The organism is Nonomuraea sp. B12E4 (genome assembly GCF_039871825.1).
Lineage (GTDB): Bacteria > Actinomycetota > Actinomycetes > Streptosporangiales > Streptosporangiaceae > Nonomuraea.
The window spans coordinates 1-22,892 of sequence record NZ_JBDPME010000033.1; the positions used below are offsets into that span (position 1 = coordinate 1).

Genomic DNA, 22,892 nt, shown 5'->3' on the forward strand with positions numbered 1-22,892 from the left:
TCACGTCGTTGAGCTGGGCCTTTACTGGTCGGAGCAGCGCCGCAGGAAGCAATCCCGAGCGCGCAGGCACCACTTCATCCAGCGCCTGCGCCTCCAGGTCCTACAGATCTAGCGGAGTAGTACTAGCCCCTGGACCGGCCTGATCCCCGGCCCCAACCCACAGGTCCCCCTCTACAGTGGCCCCCGTCTCAGCGAGGCTCCGTGGACGGCACGGCACGAGGCCGCCCGGGGGTGAGGGGCGGGGCCGAGGGGTGGGGGGTCAGGAGACGATCACGCGTAGGGCCGTGGAGACCTCGCGGCCCGAGAGGGCGCTGGCCGGGTCGAGCAGCCACTGCGACAGGAAGCCCGTCAACATGGCCTGGTAGACCGTCCCCGTGAGCCGCGCCCGCTCCGGGTCGCCGTCCGGCTCGATCCCGGCGAACAGCTCCGCGAGCCCCAGCCGCGCCTCCTTGACGGCCTGCCCGAGCTGCGCGAGCATCGCCGGCACCGCGACGGCCTACTGGCTCCGGCGGCACGGTTACACGGTGACCGTGGTCGAGCGCGCCCCCGCGATCCGTACCGGCGGCTACAAGGTGGACATCCGCGGCGCGGCCCTCCAGGTGATCGAGCGCATGGGCCTGCTGGACGCCGTGCGCGCCAGGAGCACGGACATGCGCGTCGCCACCCACTACGACGCGGCGGGCAAGGCGGTCGCGACGATGGACGCCGCACTGTTCGGCGGGCGCGCGGGCGACGACGTCGAGATCATGCGGGGCGACCTCAACGAGCTGCTGTTCGACCTCACCCGCGACGAGGTCGAGTACGTCTTCGGCGACTCGATCACCGCCGTCGCCGAGGACGGCACGGTCACGTTCGAGCACTCCGGGCCGCGCACGTTCGACCTGGTCATCGGCGCGGACGGCGCGCACTCCACCACCAGGCGGATCGCCTTCGGTGAGGAGTCGCGCTTCTCCCGCGACCTCGGCTACTACATCTCGATCTGCACGGTCCCCAACACGCTCGGCCTGGACCGTGAGGAGGCCGTGCACGCGACCCCGGGTCACGCCTGGCCCTCCGGTTCCAGCTCACCATGATCAAGCTGCTCCCTCACCTGCCCGGACGCGACCGCCTGGTGGACCGGATCGCCGGCCCCATCCACCGCGCCGCGAACGCCATCACGCTCAAGAGCTACCCGAATAGTCGGTGACCTCCGGAAAGTCCTGGACCGGAGTACGCCTGCCGAGCAGGTGCCGGTCGAGGAAGGCGGCCACGTGGTCCCGGGTGATGCGCAGCGCGCGCCCGCCGTCCAGCCGCTGCGCGGGGATGCCGAGCGGCGGCCTGAGCACCGCGTAGTCGACGAACGCCGCGTGGTCGGTGCCCGCCACCGTGATCCAGCGCTTCGGGCCCTTCAGGTGGGCCCAGGACTTCACCCACGAGTCGTCCTCACCGCCGGGCGCGTGCAGCTCCGGCGTCCCGATCAGCATGAACGGCCGGTCCAGCCGCGTCACCAGCGGAATGAACGAGCCGTCGAGATTGATCCCCGCCCGCACCCGCGCGTCGGCGAGCATGGCCTGGGCGCTGCTGTTGCCGCCCATCGAGTGGCCCACCATGGCGATCCTCCGGCGGTCGATCAGGTGGCCCCAGCGGCCCTTGCCCAGCTCGTCCAGCACGAACCGGACGTCCTTCACCCGGCTCGCGGCGACCTTGGCCCCGTCCTGCCCGCGCACGCAGGCCAGGCAGGTGGTGGTCCGCCCGTCCGGGAACGTGGTGACCGACTCGTACGTGTGCTCCACGGCGGCCACCAGGTACCCCCGGCCGGCGAGGTCCTCGGCCAGTGAGGTCAGGGAGGCGCGCGGGAAGGTGAAGCCCGGGGACATGACGACCAGGGGCAGGCCGCCCCGGGCGGTCCGCACGGGCGCGTCGAGCGTGGCGTGGGTCCTGGTCCTGGTGAGCGCGTCCGGGGGGACGTCCGGGTAGGGCTTCAGGATCGCGGCGGACTCCTGCGGCGACACGTACGGCGCCCGCTTCCCGGAAGTCTTCCTGGTGGGGTACCAGAGCGAGACCAGCAGCTCCCGCTTGTCCGCCGCGGGGTTCCACGGGTCGGGGCGGCTCGCGTCGACCAGGTGCAGGGTGGTGGTGCCGACGGCCATGGAGCCGGTCGGCCCCGGCAGGACAAGATCGGCCCCGTCCGGAACCTGGGCCAGGACCTGAGCCTGGGCCAGGACCTGAGCCCGAGGCTGGGCCTGGGCCTGGGCGGGGACGCCGCTGAGGACGGTCAGTGACAGGGTCAGCGCCACGGCGGCGGTCGCGGCAAGTGGTGGTGCAAGTGGTGCAAGTGGTGTCAGTGGTGTTCTGGGCATGGGTCCACGTTGGCCGCCCGAGCCCGCCGCCCGGGACGCCCGATCGTCGACCGGCGTTTACTACTTTCGTCGGTAACCGCCGTTCCGGCCGGCCCCATACGCTGATGAGCATGCGATTCGTGCTGCCCGGCGGAGTGGTGTCCGCGTGATCCGCGTGCTGATCGTGGATGACGAGGAGCTCGTCCGGTCCGGATTGCGGCTGATCCTGGAGGCCGCGGGCGACATCGTGATCGCCGGTGAGGCGCGTGACGGCGCCGAGGCCGTCTCGGCCGTGCCGCGGTTGCGGCCCGAGGTGGTGCTGATGGACGTGCGCATGCCGGGCATGGACGGCCTGACCGCCGCCTCCCAGATCCTGTCCCGGCCGGACCCGCCCAAGCTGGTCATGCTCACGACCTTCGACCTGGACGAGTACGTGCACGAGGCGCTGCGCCTGGGCGCGGTCGGGTTCCTGCTCAAGGACACCCCGCCACGGGAGCTGGCCGCCGCCGTCCGCACGGTCGCCGGCGGCCACGCCATGCTCTCCCCGTCGGTGACCAAGCGCCTGCTGGCCGCGTACGTGGACCGCGCCCCCTCCCGCGCGGAGACCGCCCGCAGGCAGCTCGCCGGGCTCACCGGCCGGGAGGAGGACGTGGTCAGGGCCGTGGCGCGCGGCCTGTCCAACGCCGAGATCGGCCGCGAGCTGCACCTGACGGAGGCCACGGTGAAGGCGCACGTCAGCCGCGTGCTGGCCAAGCTGGGCCTGGCCAACCGCGTCCAGGCCGCCATCCTGGTCCACGACGCCGACCTGGGCTAGCGGCTAGCCGGCGATCTCCGCGTAGTGGCAGGCCGCCTGGGCCGCCGGGACGGCGGGCAGAGCGTCCAGCGGCTCGGTGCGGCACTTCCCGTCCACCCCGGCCGCCGCCGCCTTGCCCGAGGCGAGCACCTGGCAGCGGGCGTGGAACCGGCAGCCGCCCGGGATCCTGGTCGGGTCCGGCGGCTCGCCGGTCAGCACCACCCGCTCGGGCGACTCGGGCAGCACCGACAGCAGAGCCTGCGTGTACGGATGCCGCGGCGCGGTCAGCACCTGCTCGACGGGCCCCGACTCGACGATCCTGCCCAGGTACATCACGGCCACCCGGTCGGCGATGTTCCAGGCCAGCCCCAGGTCGTGCGTGACGACCAGCGCCGACAGCCCGAGCTCCGACCGCAGCCGGAGCAGCAGGGCGAGGATCTCGCCCCGGACGGAGGCGTCGAGCGAGGCCACCGGCTCGTCGGCGATGAGCACCTGCGGATTCAGCGCCAGCGCCCCGGCGATCACCACGCGCTGCCGCTGTCCGCCGGACAGCTCGTGCGGGTAGCGCAGGAAGAACCGGTCGGGCGGGCGCAGCCCGGCCCTGGACAGGGCCGTGGAGACGACCTCCCGCTCGTCCGCCAGCCCGTGGATGCGCGGCCCCTCGGCGACCGCCTCGTAGACCGTGTGCCGGGGGTTGAGCGAGCCCGTCGGGTCCTGCAGGACGAGCTGCACCTGCCGCCGGTAGGCCTTGAGCGCCCTGGCGCCGTAGTCGAGCGCCGTACCGCCGTAGCGGACCTCGCCCGAGGTGGGGCGTTCGAGGCCGAGCAGGGTGCGGGCCAGGGTGGTCTTGCCGCACCCGGACTCGCCGACCAGCGCGACGATCTCGCCCTCGCCGACGGACAAGTTCACGCCGTCCACGGCGCGGGCGCGGCGCCCGCGCGAGGAGAACTCCACGTGCAGGTCCCGCGCCTCCAGCAGGCCGGACCGCGTCGTGGCGGGGGCTTCCCCGGTGGTTCGCGTCTCGGTCATGAGGCCCCCTCCTTCTCTCTGACGTGCACGCACGCGGCGGTACGGCCGGGACCGGCCGGCCACAGCTCCACGTCCAGGGACGCGCATTCGTCCAGTGCCACCGGGCAACGCGGATGGAACGCGCACCCGCCGGGAAGCCGCATCGGATCCGGCGGGTCGCCACCGAGGCCCTGGGGCGCCATGCGCGAGGCCGGGTCCCCCACCGTCGGGAAGGCCGCCGCCAGCGCCCGGCTGTAGGGGTGCTTGGCGTCGTGGAACACCTCGGCGGACGGCCCGTGCTCGACGACGCGGCCGGCGTACATGACCGCGAGCTGGTCACACACGTCGGCGAGGACGGACAGATCGTGCGAGATCATGATCAGCGAGATGCCGTGCTCGGCGACCAGCTCCTTGATCAGCGTCAGGACCTGGGCCTGCACCATCACGTCGAGCGCGGTCGTCGGCTCGTCGGCGATGATCAGCCGCGGCGAGCAGGCCAGCGCCATCGCGATCATCACCCGCTGCCGCTGCCCGCCCGACAGCTCGTGCGGGTAGCTGCGGGCCCGCCAGGTGGGCAGGCCCACCTGTTCGAGCAGCTCGGTCACGCGCCTGCGGGCCGCCTCCGGCTTGGCCAGGCCATGGACGAGCAGCGGCTCGGCGATCTGGTCGCCGACCCGGCGCACCGGGTTGAGCCCGTGCTGGGCCCCCTGGAACACGATCGAGGCCTCGGCCCACCGCACGGCCCGCATGCGGCCCCACTTCATGGTGAGCACGTCCTCGCCGTCGAGCAGGATCCGGCCACCGACTCGCGCGTCGCGGGGCAGGAGCCGCAACAGCGCCATGGCCAGCGTCGACTTGCCGGATCCCGACTCGCCGGCGACTCCGAGTGCCGCTCCGGAGTCGAGGGCCAGCGACACCCCGCGCACCGCGGGCACCTCGCCCGCGGCGATCCGGTACGTCACCGACACGTCGTCGAGTTGGAGAAGACTCATGCGATCGCTCACGACGCCTTCCTGAGCCTGGGGTTGAGCACGGCCTCCAGAGCCCGCCCGACCAGCGTGAACGCCATGACGACGGCGAGGATGGCCAGGCCGGGGATGAGGATGTACCACCAGGCGCCCTGGGTGGCGGCGCCGTAGTCGTAGGAGCCGCGCAGCATCGTGCCCCACGAGGTCTTGTTGGAGCTGACACCGAGGAAGGCCAGCGTGGACTCCGTGACGATCGCGCTGGCGACCTCCAGCGTGGTGCTGGCCAGCAGCAGCGGCGCCACGTTCGGCAGCACGTGCCTGCTGGTGATGTGCCAGTGCCCGGCGCCGAGCGCCTTGGAGCGCTCGATGTACGGCCTGGCCTCCACGGCCAGCGTCTGGGCCCTGATCAGCCGGGCGGTCGAGGGCCAGGTGGTGATCCCGATCGCCATGATGATCGTGAACGTGCTGCCGCCCAGGATGGCCGCCAGCACCAGCGCCGTGACCAGCGAGGGCAGCACCAGGAACCAGTCGGTGATCCGCATGAGCACGGCGCTGAGCCAGCCGCGGAAGTGCCCCGCCGCGATGCCCACGACCATGCCGATCACGATGCTGACCAGCGCGGCCAGGAAGCCGATGAGCAGCGACGTGCGCGAGCCCCACCAGACCATCAGCAGGATCGACCGGCCCGACTCGTCCGTGCCGAATGGGAACGCAAGGCTCGGCCCGCTCCACTCCTCGCCGGGGGCGTCCACGACGCTGGTCACGTTCTCGTCGATGAACAGCGGCGCGGTGACCGCGAGCAGCACGGCGACGATCAGGACGGTCAGCCCGACGGCGCCGGCCCGGTGCCTGCGGAAGTCGGTCCAGAAGCGGCCCAGCGCCTGCCGCCTGCGGGTGGTGGCCACACTCGTCATGCCGACCTCACCCTCGGGTCGAGCACCCGGTAGACCACGTCGGCCAGCGTGTTCATGATGATCACCGCGACGGTGATCAACATGAACGTGCCCTGCATGAGCGTGAAGTCAGGCACCGAGATCGCCTCGTAGAAGAGCTGGCCGAGCCCCGGCCAGGTGTAGATCGTCTCCACGGTGACCGCGCCGCCGACCACGAAGCCGATGCGCATGAACACCAGCGTCACCGTGGGCAGCAGGGCGTTGGGCACGGCGTGCCGGCGGCGTACCTCGTCGTCGCGCAGGCCCTTGGCCCTGGCCACCGTCACGTAGTCCTGGCTGACCTCCTCCAGCAGCGACGAGCGCATGACCAGCAGGTATTGCGCGTAGATCACGGCCACCAGCGTCAGGCACGGCAGCACCATGTGCGAGGCCACGTCCAGCAGGTAAGCGAACCCGTCGGGCGCGTCCACGCTCTCGATGCCCCGGAAGGGCAGCACGCCCGGGATCGGCCCGACGCCGACGCCGAACACCATCATCAGCAGCAGCCCGAGCCAGAAGGTCGGCACCGACCACAGCACCAGCGACGTGCCGGTGGAGAAGCGGTCGAACCGGCCGCCGTGCCGCCACCCGGCCCGGGTGCCCTGCCAGATGCCGAGGCTGACCGCGATGACCAGCCCCGTGCCCGCCAGCAGCAGCGTCGGGCCGAAGCGCTCGCCGATCAGGTCGAGGACCGGCCGCTTGTACTCATACGACGTGCCGAGGTCGAGCCTCAGCGTGTTGCCCACGAAGTCGAAGAACTGGTTGATCAGCGGCTTGTCCAAGCCCAGCCGGTGGCGCTCCAGGTCGAGCTGGGCCGGGGTCATGTTGCGGCCCTGGGCCAGGTTGCGCACGGGATCGCCGGGCAACAGCCGGAACACGAAGAACGTGGCGACGATCACCATGGCGATGCTGAACAGCGCCCCGCCGGCCTTGGCCAACGCGTACTGCAGCGTGCCGCGGCGGGCGGGGCGCTCGTCACCAGGGCCCGCCGCCTGGACGGCGGGCTCTGCTGCTTCCAGGGGTGCTGTCATTCGCGATCGTCGGCGGCGCTCTTGCGCCGCCTGCTCAGGAGGAGCACCGCCAGTCCGACGACCACCACGGCGCCGACGATCCCGGCGATGAGGCCGGTGTTGGAGCCGCCTCCGCCGGCCGGGCCGCTGACCGCCGCGTCCTTGACGGTCACGGTGAAGAACGGCATGTAGCTGCTGCCGCCGTACAGCAGGCCCTTGTCCTCGGGGACCGGGGTGATGCTCGCGATCCGGTCCTTGCGGTAGGCCTCGAGGTCATTGTTGTAATAGATGGCGATGACCGGGGCGTCGGTGTAGAGCCGCTCCTGCATCTGCTTGAGGATCTCGATGCGCTTGGGCCGGTCCAGCTCCTTGAGCTGGTCCTGGTAGAGCTTCTCGAAGGTCTCGTCGCAGTAGAACGACTCGGTGCCGCCGCCCTCGCCGGACGGGGCCGGCCTGCGGCTGCACAGGTGCGTGGCCATGACCTCTTCGGGGTCGGGGTTGACCGACCAGCCGCTGATGGCGATGTCGAACAGGCCGGTGACGCCGGTCTCCTCGGTGAACTTGCTGGACTCCAGCTTCTTGGTGGTCAGCGTGATGCCGATCTCCTTGAAGAAGCCCGTCAGGTATTCGGCGAGCTTGTCCTCGATCGGGGTCTCGGTGTGGATGCTGAAGCGGAACTCCAGCTTGCGCTTGCCGTCGGGCATCGTACGGACGCCGTCGGGGCCCTTCTTGTAACCGGCGTCGTCGAGGATCTGGTTGGCCTTGGCCGGGTCGTAGGTGACCTTCTCCTCGCCGGTGGCCTCCCAGAAGAACTCCTTGTACATCGGCGGCACGATCGAGCCGTCGGCCGGCTGGGCCAGGCCGTTCTGCACCTCGGCGACCAGGCGGTCCTTGTCGATGGCGTAGTGCAGCGCCTGGCGCACCTTGGGGTCCTTCAGCGCGGGGTGGCCGTCGCCGACGGGCTTGTCGTCGGTGGTGGTGGCGCCGTGGTTGATCTGCAGGTACGCCGCGCGCCGGCCCTGGGTGTTCCAGGCGACGATGTTCGGGTCGTTCTGGACGGCCTCGTACTCCGGCGGGTTGAGCCGCCCGATCAGGTCGATGTCACCCGTCTTCAGGCTCGCGATGGCGGCCTGCGGGTTGGCGTAGAAGATGACCTGGAGCTCGTCGATCTTGGGCCTGCCCCGCCAGTAGTTGGGGTTGGCCTGCAGCTTGACGTACTGGTCCTTCTTGTGCTCGATCGCGATGTACGGGCCGCTGGTCACGGTCGGATACTTCTCGGCGTCGTAGTTGGCCATGTCGGTGACCGACTCCCAGACATGCTTGGGCATGATCGGGATCGGGTTCTCCAGCATGGACGCCTGCGGCGCCTTGAGCTTGATGGTCAGCTCCTGACCGCTGGCCGTGACGCTCTCGAAGTTCTCCACCGCCGGCCCGTTGGCCGTCTTGGCGGCCTCGTCCGTCATGATCTTGTTGAACGTCCAGGCGGCGTCCTCGGCCGTGATCGGCTGGCCGTCGGACCACTTGGCCTGCCGGATCTTGAACGTCCAGGTCAGCCCGTCCTCCGACGTGGTCCACGACTCGGCCAGGTCGGGGCTGGGCTGCAGGGTCTTCGAGTCGGCCACCGTCAGGAAGCCGTACATCCAGCGCTGGATCTGCGTCGACACGAGACGCACCGCCAGGAACGGGTTCATCGAGTCCATGGCCTGCGTGGCGCCGACACGAACGATCTTCTTCCCCGCCGCCGGGTTCTGCGCCAGGGCCGCGGTGGTGCCCTGACCTGCTACTAATAGCGCGACGCCCAATGCGACCAGGCGCGCGACCCACTTCCTCATAGTGCCTCACCTTCAGGCGGGGGGATTCCTGTGTAGAGAAAGGCACACCATACGGAGACCGCGTGTCAACGAGTCACGGAAAATTGTTTCATTCTCGTTTCCTTTCGCGGTGTAAATTTTCAGTCCCCTTGACCTTGCGAGCCTGCACGGTACCCCCACCCGGTATCGGCGCATACATCCCCCCGCACCGGTTAGGGGGAGAAGAGCACAGCCTGAAAGGGGGATCCCATGATGAACGGCAAGACCATCGCGTTCCTGGTCGCTCCGGAAGGGGTCGAGCAGGTGGAGCTCACCGAGCCGTGGAAGGCGGTCAAGCAGGCCGGCGGCACGCCGGTGCTCGTCTCCACCGCCGCCGGCCACGTCCGGGGGTTCAACCACCTGGACAAGGCCGACACCTTCGCCGTGGACGACACGGTGGACAACGCCGACCCGGCCGCCTTCGACGGCCTCATTCTGCCCGGGGGCGTCGCGAACCCGGACTTCCTGCGGATGGTGCCGCAGGCCGTACGGTTCGCCGGCGCCTTCTTCGAGCAGGGCAAGCCGGTCGCGGCCATCTGCCACGCGCCGTGGACCCTGGTCGAGGCGGACGTGGTGCGCGGCCGTACGCTGACGTCCTGGCCCAGCCTGCGAACCGACCTGCGCAACGCCGGGGCGACCTGGGTGGACCGGGAGGTCGTGGTGTGCACGAACGGGCCCAACATGCTCGTCACCAGCCGCAAGCCGGACGACCTCAAGGCCTTCTGCCAGGCCGCCACGGACGCGTTCGCGGCCTGACGCGAGCACTCGGGGGTGAGCGGGCCCCGACCGGGGCCCGTGCCCCCTGAACCCCATCCTCCGCCGGCGACGTGCCGCGCTGACGAGAACGAAACTCGCCTGTAACGCCTTGTCCCCTGGAAAGAAATGGTCTAGACGTAGACCAAATAGGAGCGTCCTCCGCGCCCCCCAGGGAGACCTCAATGACCACTGAAGAGGATTCCAGGCGACTGGCCGAGCTCGGCTACAAGCAGGAGCTGGCCCGCACCTGGAGTGGTTTCTCCAACTTCGCCATCTCGTTCTCGATCATCTCCATCCTCGCCGGCTGCTTCACCACCTTCGGACAGGCCTGGAACAACGGCGGCCCCATCGCCATCTCCTGGGGCTGGCCGCTCATCTCCCTGTTCATCCTGATCATCGGCTTCTGCATGTCGGAGCTGGTGTCGGCGTACCCGACGGCGGGCGGCATCTACTGGTGGGCCGCCAAGCTGGGCAGGCCGGTCCACGGCTGGTTCACCGGCTGGCTCAACCTGATCGGCCTCATCGCCGTCACCGCGTCGGTCGACTACGGGTGCGCCACGTTCCTCAACATCACTCTCAGCCGGGTGACCGACGGCCGATGGGAGGGGACGCTCTCCCAGGCTTTCCTGCTGTTCGTGATCGTCCTCGCGCTGCACGCCGTGATCAACATCTACAGCCACAAGCTCATCTCCCTGCTGCAGAACGTCTCGGTCTGGTGGCACGTGGCGGGCGCCGCGATCGTGGTCGCCATCCTGGTCTTCGTGCCGGACCAGCACCAGTCGCTCGGCTTCGTCTTCGGCGGCACGAACAACAGCTCCGGCTTCGGCGACGGCTCCGAGGGCCTGCCCTTCTGGCTGTACGTGCTGCCGCTCGGCTTCCTGCTCACCCAGTACACGATCACCGGCTTCGACGCCTGCGCGCACGTGTCGGAGGAGACGCAGGGCGCGGCGCGCAGCGCGGCCCGCGGGCTGTGGCAGTCGATCTTCTACTCGGCGATCGGCGGGTGGATCCTGCTGCTGTCGTTCCTGTTCGCGGCGACGAACGTGGACGCGCTCAACGAGGAGGCCGGGTTCGTCGGGGCCATCTTCGAGAGCGCGCTCACCTCCGGCTGGGCCACGGCGGTCTTCGCGATCTCCACGATCGGCCAGTTCTTCTGCGGGATGAGCTGCGTGACGTCGATGTCGCGGATGACGTACGCGTTCTCGCGCGACGGCGCGGTGCCCGGCTGGCGGTTGTGGAGCAAGGTCGACCGCAACCGCACCCCGGTCAACGCGATCGTCGCGGGCTGCGTGGCGGCCGCGCTGATCACACTGCCAGCCCTCTACGCCCCGCCCGGCCTGACCACCCCGGTCGCCTTCTACGCCGTCGTGTCGATCGCGGTCATCGGGCTCTACCTGGCGTTCCTCATCCCGATCTGGCTGCGGCTGCGGATGGGCGACGCCTTCCGGCCGGGGCCGTGGACCCTCGGCCGGAAATATCGGGTCCTGTGCTGGATCGCCTGCGTCGAGATCGTGATCGTCTCGATCTACTTCATCATGCCGTTCTCACCGGCCGGGGTGCCGGGCAGCCCCGACTTCACCTGGACGTCGGTCAACTACGCGCCGATCGCGGTGGGCGTCGTGCTGGTCGGCATCGCCCTGTGGTGGGCCCTGTCGGCCCGCCACTGGTTCACCGGCCCGCGCCGCACCATCGACGAGATCCCGGTCGCCTGACGCCTTCGGCTCATGGGGCACGGCCCCATGAGCCGCCGTCGGCCCCGTATCGGTCAGGAGGCCTCGAAAGCGGCGGCCACGGCCGCGCGGACCTCGTCCATGGTGGCCGCGCCCAGCTCACGCTTGAGCGAGGTCATGTCCACGTCGGGCATCCCGCAGGCGACGGCCCAGTCCCAGGGCGTCAGGTCGCCGTCCACGTTGAGCGCGAACCCGTGGCTCGTGACCCCCCTGCTCTGCCGCATCCCGATCGAGATGATCTTGCGTCCGCTCCCGCTGGTCCACACCCCGGTCAGCAGCTCGGAGCCCGGCGGCGTGTCCCGCCGCTCGGCCGGCAACCCCAGCTTGCCCAGCGCCTCGACCAGCCGCAGCTCCACCTCGCGCACGTAGTCGACGATCCCCTCGCCCTCGTCCAGCTTGACGATGAGGTAGCCGACGAGCTGTCCGGGCCCGTGGTAGGTGAGCTGGCCGCCCCGCCCGGTCTCCAGCACGGGGATGCCACGGGAGGGGTCGGGCAGGTGGGAGAGCGGGGTGCGGCGCCCGATGGTGTAGATGGACGGATGGCTGAGCAACCAGAGCGTGTCCGGCCGCTCGTCCCGTTGGCGCTGCCCGACGAGGTCGGTCATGCGCTCCATCGCCTTGTCGTATTCGACGAGCTCATCGCGGATGAGCGTCAGCGGCCTTGCCCTCATGACCTCGAGGATATGTCGCCCTCTGGAGAGCGACGGCACGGCCCCTCCCGCTCCGCCCGGCCGGACGGGGCCCGCTCGTCCCGGCACCGTGAATAATCTTGAATTCCCCCTTGAGGCGACGCGATATTAAAGACACCCATTTATCCAATTTGTCGCATGAATAATTCGCCCACCTCCGCCGACACATCAAACCGGACGAAAGCCAAATTCCGCGCTAGAATCGATAACTCCCCGGGCGGGGGGCGCATTCTTTCTCTGAGCTCGGGGAATACGAGCTAGGGATTTCTGGCGCCGCGGCCCCGGACCACTCTCGCAAATGATCGAGAGCGTGCCGCGGGAGGGGGAGTTCACATGACCAAGCATGAAGAGCGCCATGTCGGCAGGGCTCCGGCCATTCACGAGGTGCGGAAGGCCGAGCCGTACGAGCGCTACGTCGGAGGATCCCCCGAAGTCGAGCGGAAGATCTTCGAAAAGCTGGCCCGCGATCTCATGCTGGTCCAGCACAAGACCAAGGAGCGCAGCGGCGCCGCCGGCATCGATCGGGCCTTCCACGCCAAGGGCATCGTCGGGGTCGAGAACGCCCGGCTGAGGTTCCGCGATGACCTGCCGGAAGATCTGCGCACCGGATTCGCCCAGCCCGGCGCCGAATACCCGGCCGTGCTGCGGCTGTCCAACGCGAGCGGCGGTTACCAGCCGGACGCCGCACCCGACCTGCGTGGCGCGGCGCTACGGGTCGAGGTGGGGCCGGAGGAGACCCACGACCTGCTGATGACGAGCTATCCGGTCTCCCATGCCAAGAACGCGCGCGAGTTCGTGGTGTTCGCGCAGGCCATGGCGGGGGCCGACTCGACCCTGCGCAAGGGCGTCGCGTTCTTCGTCACGCTGCCCTGGAGGCTGGGCTGGTCCACCGCCACACGCATGCGGCGCAACGTGACCGCGGCGACCAGGCGGCCGGTGCGCAGCCTCGCGCTGGAGACCTACTGGAGCCGCGGCGCGATCATGTGGGGACCGGCCGGCCCGGTGCGCTACCGCCTCCGCCCCGCCGCGGGCACGCCGGCGGCGCCCCACCCGTCGCTGGGCGACCCCGACTACCTCGGGCACGAGTTCACCGCGCGGCTGGCCCGCGCGGAGGTCGTCTTCGACCTGTGCGTCCAGCGCTACGAGAACTCCCGGATCACGCCCATCGAGAACGGCGCGGCCGACTGGCGGGAGGCCGAGGCGCCCGTCATCCCGGTGGCCACGCTGACGATCCCGCACCAGGACCTCGACACCGCGCAGGCGCGCGCCACCGCGCTCCGGATCGACCAGCTCACCTTCGACCCCTGGCACACCACCGACGAGTTCCGCCCCCTCGGCAACCTCAACCGCGCCCGCAAGGCCGCCTACGAGGCCTCCAGCGCCCATCGCCACGGATATCGCTTCGCCGCGCCCACGCCCAAGCGCAACCTCGTCGCCGGCGAGCTGCTGGAGAAGGGGTTCGACGCCCTCAACCGGTGGCTGCCGTGGGACCGGCTGCCGACCTACCTCGGCCTGCTCAACGTCGACTCCATCCGGCACGTCCTGCGCCGGGACAACCTCATCGACACCGAGGTCCGCGAGTCCGTGCCGAAGGCCCGTCCGGTGGCCCCGCCCATCGACGAGCACCTGCGGGGCAGGCGCACCTACGACGGCACCTACAACGACCTGTCCGCGCCGCGGATGGGGGCGCTCGGCGCGGCCTTCGGCCGCAACCTCCCGCCGGTCCACCGGCCCGACCTCTTCGACACGCCCAACGCGCTGACCGTCAGCAGGCAGTTGCTCCACCGCGACACCTTCATCCCGGCCCGCTCGCTCAACATCCTCGCCGCCGCGTGGATCCAGTTCCAGGTGCGCGACTGGGTCGAGCACAAGCGCCACCCGGCGGGCGGCCGGAGCGTCGAGGTGCCGCTGCCGCCCGGCATGACCTGGGTCAACACGCCCGGGGGCACGGCCGAGGGAGTGATGCGGTTCGCCGCGGACGTGACCGCCGACGACACGGGAGCGCCGACCCTGTTCGCCAACTCCGCCTCCCACTGGTGGGACGGCTCGGAGGTCTACGGGGGAGACGAGACCGTCGCCAGGTCCATGCGCGAGCCGGACGGCGGCGCGGCGCTGCACCTGCCGGACGGCCACCTGGTGCCCGGCCCGGACGGCGTCCCGATCACCGGCTTCCGCGACAACTGGTGGCTCGGGCTCAGCGTCATGCACACCCTCTTCGCCCGCGAGCACAACGCCGTGTGCGCGGCCCTGCGCGGCGAATATCCGGGCATGGACGAGGACGCCGTCTACCACACGGCGCGGCTCGTCGTCTCGGCCCTCATCGCCAAGATCCACACGGTGGAGTGGACCCCCGCGATCCTCGCGACCGAGCTGATCGACATCGGGCTGACGGCCAACTGGTCGGGCCCGCCGCAAAACTGGCTGGCCCGCCTGGGCCTGTGGCTGGTCGACACCAACGCGCTCACCGGCATCCCCGAGACCATGCCCGACCACCACGGCGTTCCCTACTCGCTCACCGAGGACTTCGTCACCGTCTACCGGATGCACCCGCTCATCCCGGACGACTACCGGATCGCCGACCACCGATCCGACCGGACACTGGAGACCCTCGGATTCAACGACATCCAGGGCGCCGCCACCGAGCGCCTGATGCGCCGAGCCGGCCTGCCGAACTCTCTCTACTCGCTGGGCATCGCCCATCCCGGGGCGATCACCCTGCGTAACTTCCCGCGCGCGCTCCAGGCGTTCGAGCGGAGCGGGGAGATCATCGACCTGTCCGTGGTCGACCTCGTACGCACCCGCCGCCGCGGCGTGCCGCGCTACAACGACTTCCGCACCGGCCTGCACAAGCCGCGCCTGCGCGGCTTCGAGGACCTCACCTCCGACCCCGACACCCTGGCCCGGCTCAAGGACGTCTACCGGACGGTCGACGACATCGACACGATGGTCGGGCTCTACGCCGAAAATCCCCCCGAGCACTTCGGATTCAGCGACACGGCCTTCCGCATCTTCATCCTCATGGCCAGCCGGCGTCTGCAGAGCGACCGGTTCCTCACGGTCGACTTCCGCCCCGAGGTCTACACGCCCCTCGGGATGGACTGGATCGAGCGCAACGGGATGAAGAGCGTCATCCTGCGGCACTGCCCCGAGCTGGCGGGCTTCCTGCCACGCACGGCGAGCGCGTTCGCCCCCTGGCGCACGACCACGCCCGACCGGCAGGGCTGAGGGAGGCCGACATGTCCGTGGAGCCGGAGACCAGGCAGGAGGGGCTGGCGGACTTTCTCTCCAGACCGCTGATGGAGACCATCTGGCGGCGGCGGACCCACCGGGTCAGCCGTGGCGCCAACGTGCCCGCCGGGTCGATGAGCTATCGGTCGCCACATCAGCCGCTCCCGTTGACGGAGCTGGAGGAGGCGGTGCTCATCGCGCTCACCGGCTGCTCCGGCCTCACCATGCCGGACCGGCCGTTCGAGGACCCGCGCAACGGCGACCCCATCATGGCCAAGCCCAACCTCAACATGACGGGCCGTACGGCGGGCAGCCCCGACAACGCCCAGGGCACCCACTTCTTCATGATCAACGACACCGGCACCTACTTCCTGCGCAAGCTGGAGCCCGCCCCCGGCCTGCCCTTCGACGCGGACACGCTGGTCGAGCGGGCCCGCCAGGCCAAGGTCCAGGTGCTGCCGCACCGCCTCGACGTCGCCGAGGGAATGCGGGACTTCCCGGCCTACCTCGACTCCAACCGCTTCCTGTCCAACCTGCCGGGCACCACGATCTTCCTGCCCGTGATCGACCTCTCCCACCAGTACATCAACGCGCTGATGTACCTGCTCACCCAGCCGGAGGGGGCCAGGCCGACGCTCGTCGACGACCGCAACTTCTACCGGCCGGCGGGCGTGCGGAAGTGGGTGCGCGGCGGGTTCCTGAACGCCGGCCTCAAGCTGCCGCTCGGCGCCCTGGGGCCGATGCGCACCCAGATCGAGGCCGACCTGCTGGTACAGAACCTGATGCTGGCCGCCGACGCCATGGGGCTGGGCGCGTGGATCCACGCCACGATCCACCCGCAGATCATGCTGGGCGACCCGAAGTTCTCCCGGGCGTACGGCCGGATGCTCGGCTTCGACTTCGTCACGCCGCGCTTCCGCCTGCCCGACATCCTGCGCTGGCACGTCCCCCTGCCGAAATACGCCACCCTGCGCTCGCATCCGGTCGGGCTCCGGGTCGGCGGCGAGCACCTCGTCAAGGCCGCCTGCCCGCCCAACTACGCCTCCATGGAGGCGGCCGTCGAGAGCGTCGTCCGGGCGAAGTTCGGGCCGGGCGGCATCTACGGCGACGCGAAGACGTTCGCCGGCATCTACAAGGGCGACTTCGGGCAGCGCTATCTGGCCGAGGCCGGAGAATACGACCAGCAGGTGATCGACTGCGTACGCGACATCTGCGTCTACATCCACGCCACGCACGGACGGTTTCCCGCCCACGCCGACGCCATCCACGTGCCCGGCATCTGGCTGCAGACGCATCACGTCGAATCCGAATACTACGACCGGTTCTTCACCAACGGCACGACCGAGGCGCACGCCCGCCATTCCGCGCGGTGGCACGCGTAGCGACGGCATTTCCGGATCCTGACGCGCCGCGGCGGGATCCGGAAGGCGGCACGAACGATTCCGGGGGCTGGGAGCCGCCCGACCGGCGACTCCCTCACCAGTGACGCGCGGAAAGGTGCGATCATGAGAGTTTACGAAGCCATCGTCAAGGGGCTGGAAGACATCGGCGTGGAGGCCGCCTTCGGCGGCGCCGGGGAGAACGCCGCCGGCCTGATGCTGGCGCTGGAGGACTCACGGCAGATCCGGCCCATCATCACCCGGCACGAGCAGGCCGCGGCGTTCATGGCCTGCGGCTACGCGATGTACACCGACAAGCTGGGCGTCTGCTTCGCCACGGCCGGGCCCGGGGCGTTCAACCTGTTCTCCGGGCTGGCCGTGGCGCTGTCCGACTCCTACCCGGTGCTGGCCATCTCGGGATACGCCAACAGGAAGTGGCAGGGCTGGGGCTCACTCAACGAGACCTCGGGCCTGAGCAGGACACCCGACTCGCAGGCCATGTTCGCGGCCACGACCAAGAAGTCCTTCCTGCTGGAGAACGCCGCCGACACCTGGAACGTGCTGGAGGAGGCGGTCAACATCGCCTTCGAGGGGCGGCCGGGGCCGGTGCACATCCACGTTCCCGGGGACCTGACCGAGCGCGGCATCGACGTCGAGGAGGAGCGGCGCATCCGGCTCGCCGTCCCCTCGGTGCTGCCCGACCAGGCGCGAGTGGAGGAGATCGCCTCGGTGCTGGCCGAGGCCCTCGCGAACGGCAGGCGCGTCGTGGCGCTGGTCGGCTTCGGCGCCATCCGCAGCGGCGCGGGCGCGGAGATCAGGCGGTTGATCGAGCGGCTCCAGATCCCGCTGCTGACCACGCTCGACGGCAAGGGCATCGTGTCGGAGGGCCACCCGCTCTCGGTGGGCGTCTTCGCCGACAGCGGCCACGCCAGCGCCTGGAAGGCCTTCCGCGAGGCCGACGTCGTGCTGTGCATCGGCAACTCACTCAACCAGCACGCCACGTTCAACTACCGCAGGGACCTGTTCAACGGCAAGACGCTCATCTACGTGAACATCTCCGAGATCGAGTTCCACAAGGCGTACAAACCTCACCACACGCTCCTGTCGGACGCCCGCCCGGCGGTGGCGGCCCTGGTGGACGCGCTGGAGAAGCGGGTCGGCGAGGTCGCGCCCGCCGTGGTCGACGGCCGGGACTACGAGGCCAGGAACATCGTCCATCTCACCGGGAAGATCCACCCAGGAGAGCTCGCACAGGCGATCGGGCGGATGCTGCCTGAACGCGCGATCCTGCTCGCCGACGCCGGCGCGCACCTGGCGTGGCTCGGCTACTACGTGGAGCTCGAAGAGGGCCAGAACTTCCGCAAGGCCGGCTCGTTCGGGCCGATGGCCGGGCACGTCAACGGCGCGCTCGGGGTGAAGGTCGCGCATCCTGACCGCACGGTCGTGGTCGGCTGTGGCGACGGGTGCTACTCCCTGTCCGGCTTCGAGCTGATGACCGCCGTCGAGCATGACCTGCCCGTCATCTGGGTCATCTTCGACGACGAGGAATTCAAGCTGATCAAGCTCTACCAGCTCTCGGAATACATGGAGAGCGGGCTCGTCGAGTTCCAGAACCCGGACTTCGCCGCGTACGCGCGGGCGTGCGGCGCGGACGGCTACCGGGTGGAGACGCTGGAGGAGTTCGAGGCCGCGTTCCGCAACGCGCTGGGCTCCGGCCGGCCCACGATCATCGACGCCCGGATCACCCGATGGGCCGTCCCGCACTACAGCCCCTCGCCGGACGGCGTGATCGCCGGCCTGGTCGAGACCATCGAAAAGCGCCTCCGCTGCGACTGATCCGCGCGGCCCGGGTGGGGCGGCGCCAAGCCGCCCCGCACCGGCAAGCCCCTTAGGCCGCCTTGTGTCCCGACGGCTCGTTCGGGATCAGGATCCACATGATGACGTAGACGACCCAGAGCGGTCCGGGAATGAGCGACAAGAGCGCCCAGAGGATCCGGACCAGCGTGGGCGGCAGGCCCAGCTTGTCGGCGATGCCCCCGCAGACTCCCGCCAGGATCCTGTGCTCTCGTGAGCGGTACATGATGTCCCCTCCGTGTGGTTTCCAGCTACCTGTAGGAACGGGTGGCCGGGCCGTGGAACTCCCGTCAGGAACCCTGAGAAAACCCTGTAAGGGTCAGCCACTCATGTGCCATGCCCAGATGTCGGCTGGTCAGTCCACTTCTCGGGTCGACGTGGATGAGCAGGAAGTCCGTCAAACCCCGATGGACCCTGAGATACTCCTCGTCTTCCGCCCACACCTGGTCGTCGAACCACACGAACGGCCGCCGCCCCGCATACGCCGCCACGTGCGGGGTCTTGAACGTCTCCCCGAACTCGCTGGGATCCTCCGGTCTCATGGGGATGACGGGCAGCGCGGGCAGGCCGATCCTGGGAGCGATCCAATCGTTGGCGTGCTCCTCCCAGGTGGTCGCCCACACCAGCTCCGACCCGGTCGTGAGGGCCAGGTCGAGCAGCCGGCGGCCGTGCCAGGGGTTGAGGTGCACCGTGTACACCTCGGTGCCGATCGTGCACCGGTAGGGCCGGAAGTCGGGGCCGGGCCGACTCATCGGGTTGAGCACGCCGTCCACGTCGATCAGCAGCAGAGGTTTCATCCGGCCCGGTGTTCCTGCGGGCTGACACCGCGTACGCGCTTGAAGGCCGCGCTGAGCGCGAACGGGCTGCCGTACCCGACCTTCCTGGCCACCGAGCCTATCGTGGCGTCCGGCTCCCGCAGCAGGTCGGCGGCCAGCGCCAGACGCCAGTCGGTGAGGAAGGACATCGGCGGCTCCCCGACCGAGCGGAGCAGGAAGGCGCCGTGGGCTCGCGGACCGTCGAGAAGCGCCGCGAGCTGGTCCATGGGTTAGACGATTGCATATGCGATTGCGCTTCTCAACCATGGAGCGTCTTGCCGTTATGACGGCTTACTGGATACATGACGATTTTGGTGCTGGGCGGCACCGGCAAGACCGGCCGCCGTATCGTTGACCGACTCACCGCGCTCGACGTCCCCGTACGCGTCGGGTCCCGCTCCGCCACCCCGGCCTTCGCCTGGGACGACCGCTCCACGTGGCCGGACGTCCTCGACGGCGCCACGGCCGCCTACCTCTCCTACTACCCGGACCTGGCCATGCCGGGCGCGTACGACGACATCAAGGCGTTCACCGAGCTGGCCCTGGACAAGGGCGTACGCCGGCTGGTCCTGCTGTCCGGCCGGGGCGAGCCGGAGGCGCAGGCGAGCGAGCGCACGATCCAGGAATCCGGGGCCGAGTGGACGATCCTCCGCTGTAGCTGGTTCATGCAGAACTTCAGTGAGGGCCACCTGCTCGACCAGGTCCTCGAAGGCGTCATCGCGATCCCCGCCGCTGACGTGCCGGAGCCGTTCCTGGACGTGGACGACATCGCCGACGCGGCCGTGGCCGCGCTCACCCAGCCGGGCCACGGGGGGAAGCTGTACGAGCTGACCGGCCCGAGACTGCTGACGTTCGCCGAAGTGGCGCGGGAGCTGTCCGAAGCCACCGGCAGGCAGATCGTCAGCCTGCAGGTGACCCGGGAGGAGTTCGTGGCCGCCGCCGTCGCGGCCGGGGCCCTGCGGGAGGAGGCCGAGGGCCTGGCGGAGATGTTCACCGACATCCTCGACGGCCGCAACGCCCACCTGAACGACGGCGTGCACGAGGCGCTCGGCCGGCCCGCGCGCGACTTCACCGACTTCGCCAGGGCCAACGCCAAGACCTGGACCCCCTAGGGAGCGGCCGCCTGGTCGTGCTCGTACCACCCGGAGCACGATCACCGTGCCGGCGGCACCCTCACGCCGGTCCCAGGTCCGCCCCCGCGTAGACGTGCCCGTCCCCGGACGCCTCAGCCATCAACGCGAACGACGTACACCCATCGGGCGGCGCCTGCTCGCCGTACTGACGGCCGCACTCGCGCGGAGGCCCGGAGATCTCGACGAGGGGAAGGGACATGGTGCTCAATGTTTCTCCTTGGACCGGCCGGCATGGACGGGCGCCCGGCCTGTCGCGGTCGTTTCCAGGAAAGAGATACCTGTTCCGCTTTCACCCCGCCTGACCTGCCCACCCCCACCCCCAACCGACTCGAACGCCGCACGCCGGGCAACCGTCGGGCCCCGTTTCCGCTAGCCTCACCCTCGTCACTCGGGCGTACTCGGAAGGTGTACTCGTGATCGGCTGGCTAGAAGCGGTGGTCCTGGGGTTGATCCAGGGGCTCACGGAGTTCCTGCCCATCTCCTCCAGCGCCCACATCCGGGTGGTCTCCGCTTTCGTCGGCTGGGAGGATCCGGGGGCGGCGTTCACGGCGGTCATCCAGCTCGGCACGGAGACGGCCGTACTGATCTACTTCCGCCAGGAGATCTGGGACATCATCTCCACCTGGACCCGCTCGTTGTTCATCAAGGAGCTGCGCCAGCACTGGGCCGCGCGCATGGGCTGGTTCATCATCGTCGGCTCGCTGCCCATCGGCGTGCTGGGACTGGTGCTGAAAGACCAGATCGAGACCGTCTTCCGCGACCTGCGGCTGGTGGGCACGACCCTGATCGTCTTCGGCTGCATCCTGTGGTTCGCCGACCGCACGGCCCGCAACAAGCTCACGCTCGAAAAGCACCTGAGCTTCCCGCACGCCATCGTGTACGGCTTCGCCCAGTCGCTCGCCCTGATCCCCGGCGTCTCCCGCTCGGGCGGCACCATCACGGCCGGCCTGCTGCTCGACTACCGCCGTGAGGACGCCGCCAAATACTCCTTCCTGCTGGCCATCCCCGCCGTGCTGTCCTCGGGCCTGCTGGAGCTGACCCAGATCGGCGAGGGCCCGGCCCCCGACTGGGGCCCGACGATCCTGGCCACGATCATCTCCTTCATCGTCGGCTACGCGGCGGTCGCCTGGTTCCTCCGCTTCATCAGCCACCACCGCTTCACCGGCTTCGTGATCTACCGCATCGTCCTGGGCTTCTTCGTCATCCTCGCGGTAACCGCCGACTGGATCCCCCACCAGGGCTGAGGCCGGACCGGGGCCAGGTCCGCCCCGCGTCTACCCGGCGGGTACGCGTTCCTGCGTGGGGACCCTGGCCGGCCGGTAGGTGGCCAGGGTGAACAGCAGTGACAGCAGGCCGAGGCCGGTGGCCAGGACGATCACGCCTGCCCGGCCGTACCAGTCGAGGGCCGCGCCGCCCGCGAGCCCCGCCACGAACAGGCCGATGTACTGTGCGGACGACAGCAGCCCCAGCCCGATCGGTACGTTGCCGGGCACCTCCGCGACCGTCCTGACCTGCTGTGCGGGCGCCACCAGCCAGCCGAGCCCGCCCCACAGGAACGCCCACACCAGGGCGATCGGCAGCGACAGGTTCGCCACCGGGATGAGGGCCATGAACACCGTGGCCGCGGCCAGGCCGATCAGCACCATCCGCCGTGGCCCGTACGTGTCGGTGAAGCGCCCGCCGAGCTGGTTGCCCACGATGCCGCCGATCCCCCACGCCCACAGCAGCGCGGGCAGCGGCAGGTCGAACAGCGACCCGATGTAGGTGTAGGCGGCGAACCCGCCCCCGAACATCAGCAACTGCGTCACCAGCACCGCCAGCATCCGCCGGTCACCCAGCGGCGCGAACCGCTCGCGCAGCCGCCCCGACATCTGGACCCGCACCTCGGGCACCATGGCCGCGACCCCGGCGAACCCGACCACGCCGAGCCCCACCACCAGCCAGATCGTCGCCCGCCACCCGGAGGCCGAGCCCAGCCAGGTCCCCACCGGCACCCCGATCGCCGACGACACGGACAACCCGCCCATCACCAGCGCCAGCGCGCGCCCCCGGTGATCGGGCGAGGTCAGCGCGGTCGCCACTCCCGACGCGGTGGGCGTGAACATGGCCGCTCCCGCCGCCGCGATCACCCGGGTCGCCATGACCAGCGGGTACGTCGGCGCCAGCGCCGTCAGGACGTTACCCACCACGAACACGCCCAGGGCCAGCAGCAACAGGTTCCGCCTCGACAGGCGCGCGGTCACGGCGGCGAGCAAGGGGGACAACACCGCGTACGCCAGCGCGAACACGGTCATCAACTGCCCGGCCGCGGACGTGGAGATCCGCAGATCCGCGGAGATGGGGGCCAGCAGCCCAGCCGTCACGAACATCCCGGTGCCGACAGCGAAATTTCCGGCAGCGAGAGGGTAGAGCCGCGAACTCATGGAGCC

General features: G+C 69.9%; 21 protein-coding genes and 1 pseudogene. 9 read left to right on the top strand and 13 right to left on the bottom strand.

Annotated features, from left to right (window positions below):
* Positions 1-259: 259 nt before the first annotated feature.
* A complete protein-coding gene (locus ABGB18_RS42220) occupies positions 260-487 on the bottom strand; it encodes a hypothetical protein (RefSeq protein WP_347701312.1) in 228 nt (75 codons plus the stop codon).
* 37 nt (positions 488-524) lie between these two features.
* On the opposite strand from ABGB18_RS42220, the gene ABGB18_RS42225 reads away from it, so the two are divergent.
* Positions 525-1,073: a hypothetical protein gene (locus ABGB18_RS42225; RefSeq protein WP_347701313.1), complete on the top strand. Its 549-nt coding sequence runs from the start codon at positions 525-527 to the stop codon at positions 1,071-1,073.
* A gap of 87 nt (positions 1,074-1,160) precedes the next feature.
* Here ABGB18_RS42225 and ABGB18_RS42230 read toward each other — a convergent pair whose 3' ends face one another.
* Entirely contained in the window at positions 1,161-2,339 is a 1,179-nt protein-coding gene (locus ABGB18_RS42230; protein ID WP_347701314.1) for an alpha/beta hydrolase, read from the bottom strand.
* A gap of 145 nt (positions 2,340-2,484) precedes the next feature.
* Between ABGB18_RS42230 and ABGB18_RS42235 the strand changes: the two genes are divergently transcribed.
* Positions 2,485-3,132 carry a response regulator transcription factor gene (locus ABGB18_RS42235; protein ID WP_347701315.1) on the top strand — a complete coding sequence of 216 codons (648 nt, stop codon included), beginning with the start codon at positions 2,485-2,487 and terminating at the stop codon, positions 3,130-3,132.
* A 3-nt stretch (positions 3,133-3,135) separates the two neighbouring features.
* Here the strand turns inward: ABGB18_RS42235 and ABGB18_RS42240 are convergent, their stop codons facing one another.
* The 5 genes from ABGB18_RS42240 to ABGB18_RS42260 are packed head-to-tail and all read right to left on the bottom strand — an operon-like array spanning position 3,136 to position 8,861.
* Positions 3,136-4,140, bottom strand: a complete 1,005-nt coding sequence (locus ABGB18_RS42240; RefSeq protein WP_347701316.1) for an ABC transporter ATP-binding protein — start codon at positions 4,138-4,140, stop codon at positions 3,136-3,138.
* The gene (locus ABGB18_RS42245) at positions 4,137-5,111 is read right to left on the bottom strand and encodes an ABC transporter ATP-binding protein (protein ID WP_347701414.1); all 975 of its coding nucleotides are present in this window, start codon (positions 5,109-5,111) and stop codon (positions 4,137-4,139) included. The genes ABGB18_RS42240 and ABGB18_RS42245 overlap by 4 nt, the downstream gene beginning before the upstream one ends.
* 8 nt (positions 5,112-5,119) lie before the next feature.
* On the bottom strand, positions 5,120-6,001 hold the full coding sequence (locus ABGB18_RS42250; protein ID WP_347701317.1) for an ABC transporter permease: 882 nt from the start codon (positions 5,999-6,001) through the stop codon (positions 5,120-5,122).
* Positions 5,998-7,050 (bottom strand): ABC transporter permease, encoded by a 1,053-nt coding sequence (locus ABGB18_RS42255; protein WP_347701318.1) that lies wholly within the window; start codon positions 7,048-7,050, stop codon positions 5,998-6,000. The genes ABGB18_RS42250 and ABGB18_RS42255 overlap by 4 nt, the downstream gene beginning before the upstream one ends.
* Complete coding sequence (locus ABGB18_RS42260; protein WP_347701319.1) at positions 7,047-8,861, bottom strand: ABC transporter substrate-binding protein; 1,815 nt, start codon at positions 8,859-8,861, stop codon at positions 7,047-7,049. Before ABGB18_RS42260 ends, ABGB18_RS42255 begins: the two co-directional genes overlap by 4 nt.
* A 228-nt stretch (positions 8,862-9,089) precedes the next feature.
* Here ABGB18_RS42260 and ABGB18_RS42265 point away from each other — a divergent pair, with 228 nt between their 5' ends.
* A complete protein-coding gene (locus ABGB18_RS42265; protein ID WP_347701320.1) occupies positions 9,090-9,635 on the top strand; it encodes a type 1 glutamine amidotransferase domain-containing protein in 546 nt (181 codons plus the stop codon).
* A 182-nt stretch (positions 9,636-9,817) separates the two neighbouring features.
* Positions 9,818-11,347, top strand: coding sequence for an amino acid permease (locus ABGB18_RS42270; protein WP_347701321.1), 1,530 nt, complete (start codon positions 9,818-9,820; stop codon positions 11,345-11,347).
* A 53-nt stretch (positions 11,348-11,400) separates the two neighbouring features.
* Here the strand turns inward: ABGB18_RS42270 and lipB are convergent, their stop codons facing one another.
* Positions 11,401-12,036 (bottom strand): lipoyl(octanoyl) transferase LipB, encoded by a 636-nt coding sequence (lipB, locus tag ABGB18_RS42275; protein ID WP_347701322.1) that lies wholly within the window; start codon positions 12,034-12,036, stop codon positions 11,401-11,403.
* Between the two features lie 351 nt (positions 12,037-12,387).
* Here lipB and ABGB18_RS42280 point away from each other — a divergent pair, with 351 nt between their 5' ends.
* The 3 genes from ABGB18_RS42280 to ABGB18_RS42290 all read left to right on the top strand — a co-directional run bounded on the left by ABGB18_RS42280 (position 12,388) and on the right by ABGB18_RS42290 (position 18,497).
* Positions 12,388-15,279 (top strand): peroxidase family protein, encoded by a 2,892-nt coding sequence (locus ABGB18_RS42280; RefSeq protein ID WP_347701323.1) that lies wholly within the window; start codon positions 12,388-12,390, stop codon positions 15,277-15,279.
* An 11-nt stretch (positions 15,280-15,290) separates the two neighbouring features.
* On the top strand, positions 15,291-16,664 hold the full coding sequence (locus tag ABGB18_RS42285; protein ID WP_347701324.1) for a hypothetical protein: 1,374 nt from the start codon (positions 15,291-15,293) through the stop codon (positions 16,662-16,664).
* 123 nt (positions 16,665-16,787) lie between these two features.
* Entirely contained in the window at positions 16,788-18,497 is a 1,710-nt protein-coding gene (locus ABGB18_RS42290; RefSeq protein WP_347701325.1) for a thiamine pyrophosphate-binding protein, read from the top strand.
* 52 nt (positions 18,498-18,549) lie between these two features.
* Here the strand turns inward: ABGB18_RS42290 and ABGB18_RS42295 are convergent, their stop codons facing one another.
* The 3 genes and pseudogenes from ABGB18_RS42295 to ABGB18_RS42305 form a co-directional block, all read right to left on the bottom strand.
* A complete protein-coding gene (locus ABGB18_RS42295; RefSeq protein WP_347701326.1) occupies positions 18,550-18,741 on the bottom strand; it encodes a PspC domain-containing protein in 192 nt (63 codons plus the stop codon).
* Between the two features lie 64 nt (positions 18,742-18,805).
* Complete coding sequence (locus tag ABGB18_RS42300) at positions 18,806-19,312, bottom strand: HAD domain-containing protein (protein WP_347701327.1); 507 nt, start codon at positions 19,310-19,312, stop codon at positions 18,806-18,808.
* Positions 19,309-19,494 (bottom strand): annotated as a pseudogene (locus ABGB18_RS42305) (helix-turn-helix transcriptional regulator); the annotation flags it as partial. The gene ABGB18_RS42300 and the pseudogene ABGB18_RS42305, both read right to left, overlap by 4 nt.
* Before the next feature lie 138 nt (positions 19,495-19,632).
* Between ABGB18_RS42305 and ABGB18_RS42310 the strand changes: the two are divergent.
* A complete protein-coding gene (locus ABGB18_RS42310; RefSeq protein ID WP_347701328.1) occupies positions 19,633-20,442 on the top strand; it encodes an NmrA family transcriptional regulator in 810 nt (269 codons plus the stop codon).
* Positions 20,443-20,503: 61 nt separating this feature from the next.
* On the opposite strand, the gene ABGB18_RS42315 is transcribed toward ABGB18_RS42310, so the two are convergent.
* Positions 20,504-20,662: a hypothetical protein gene (locus ABGB18_RS42315; protein ID WP_347701329.1), complete on the bottom strand. Its 159-nt coding sequence runs from the start codon at positions 20,660-20,662 to the stop codon at positions 20,504-20,506.
* Between the two features lie 214 nt (positions 20,663-20,876).
* On the opposite strand from ABGB18_RS42315, the gene ABGB18_RS42320 reads away from it, so the two are divergent.
* Entirely contained in the window at positions 20,877-21,707 is an 831-nt protein-coding gene (locus ABGB18_RS42320; RefSeq protein WP_347701330.1) for an undecaprenyl-diphosphate phosphatase, read from the top strand.
* 30 nt (positions 21,708-21,737) lie between these two features.
* Here the strand turns inward: ABGB18_RS42320 and ABGB18_RS42325 are convergent, their stop codons facing one another.
* Positions 21,738-22,886 carry an MFS transporter gene (locus ABGB18_RS42325; RefSeq protein WP_347701331.1) on the bottom strand — a complete coding sequence of 383 codons (1,149 nt, stop codon included), beginning with the start codon at positions 22,884-22,886 and terminating at the stop codon, positions 21,738-21,740.
* Positions 22,887-22,892: the final 6 nt, after the last annotated feature.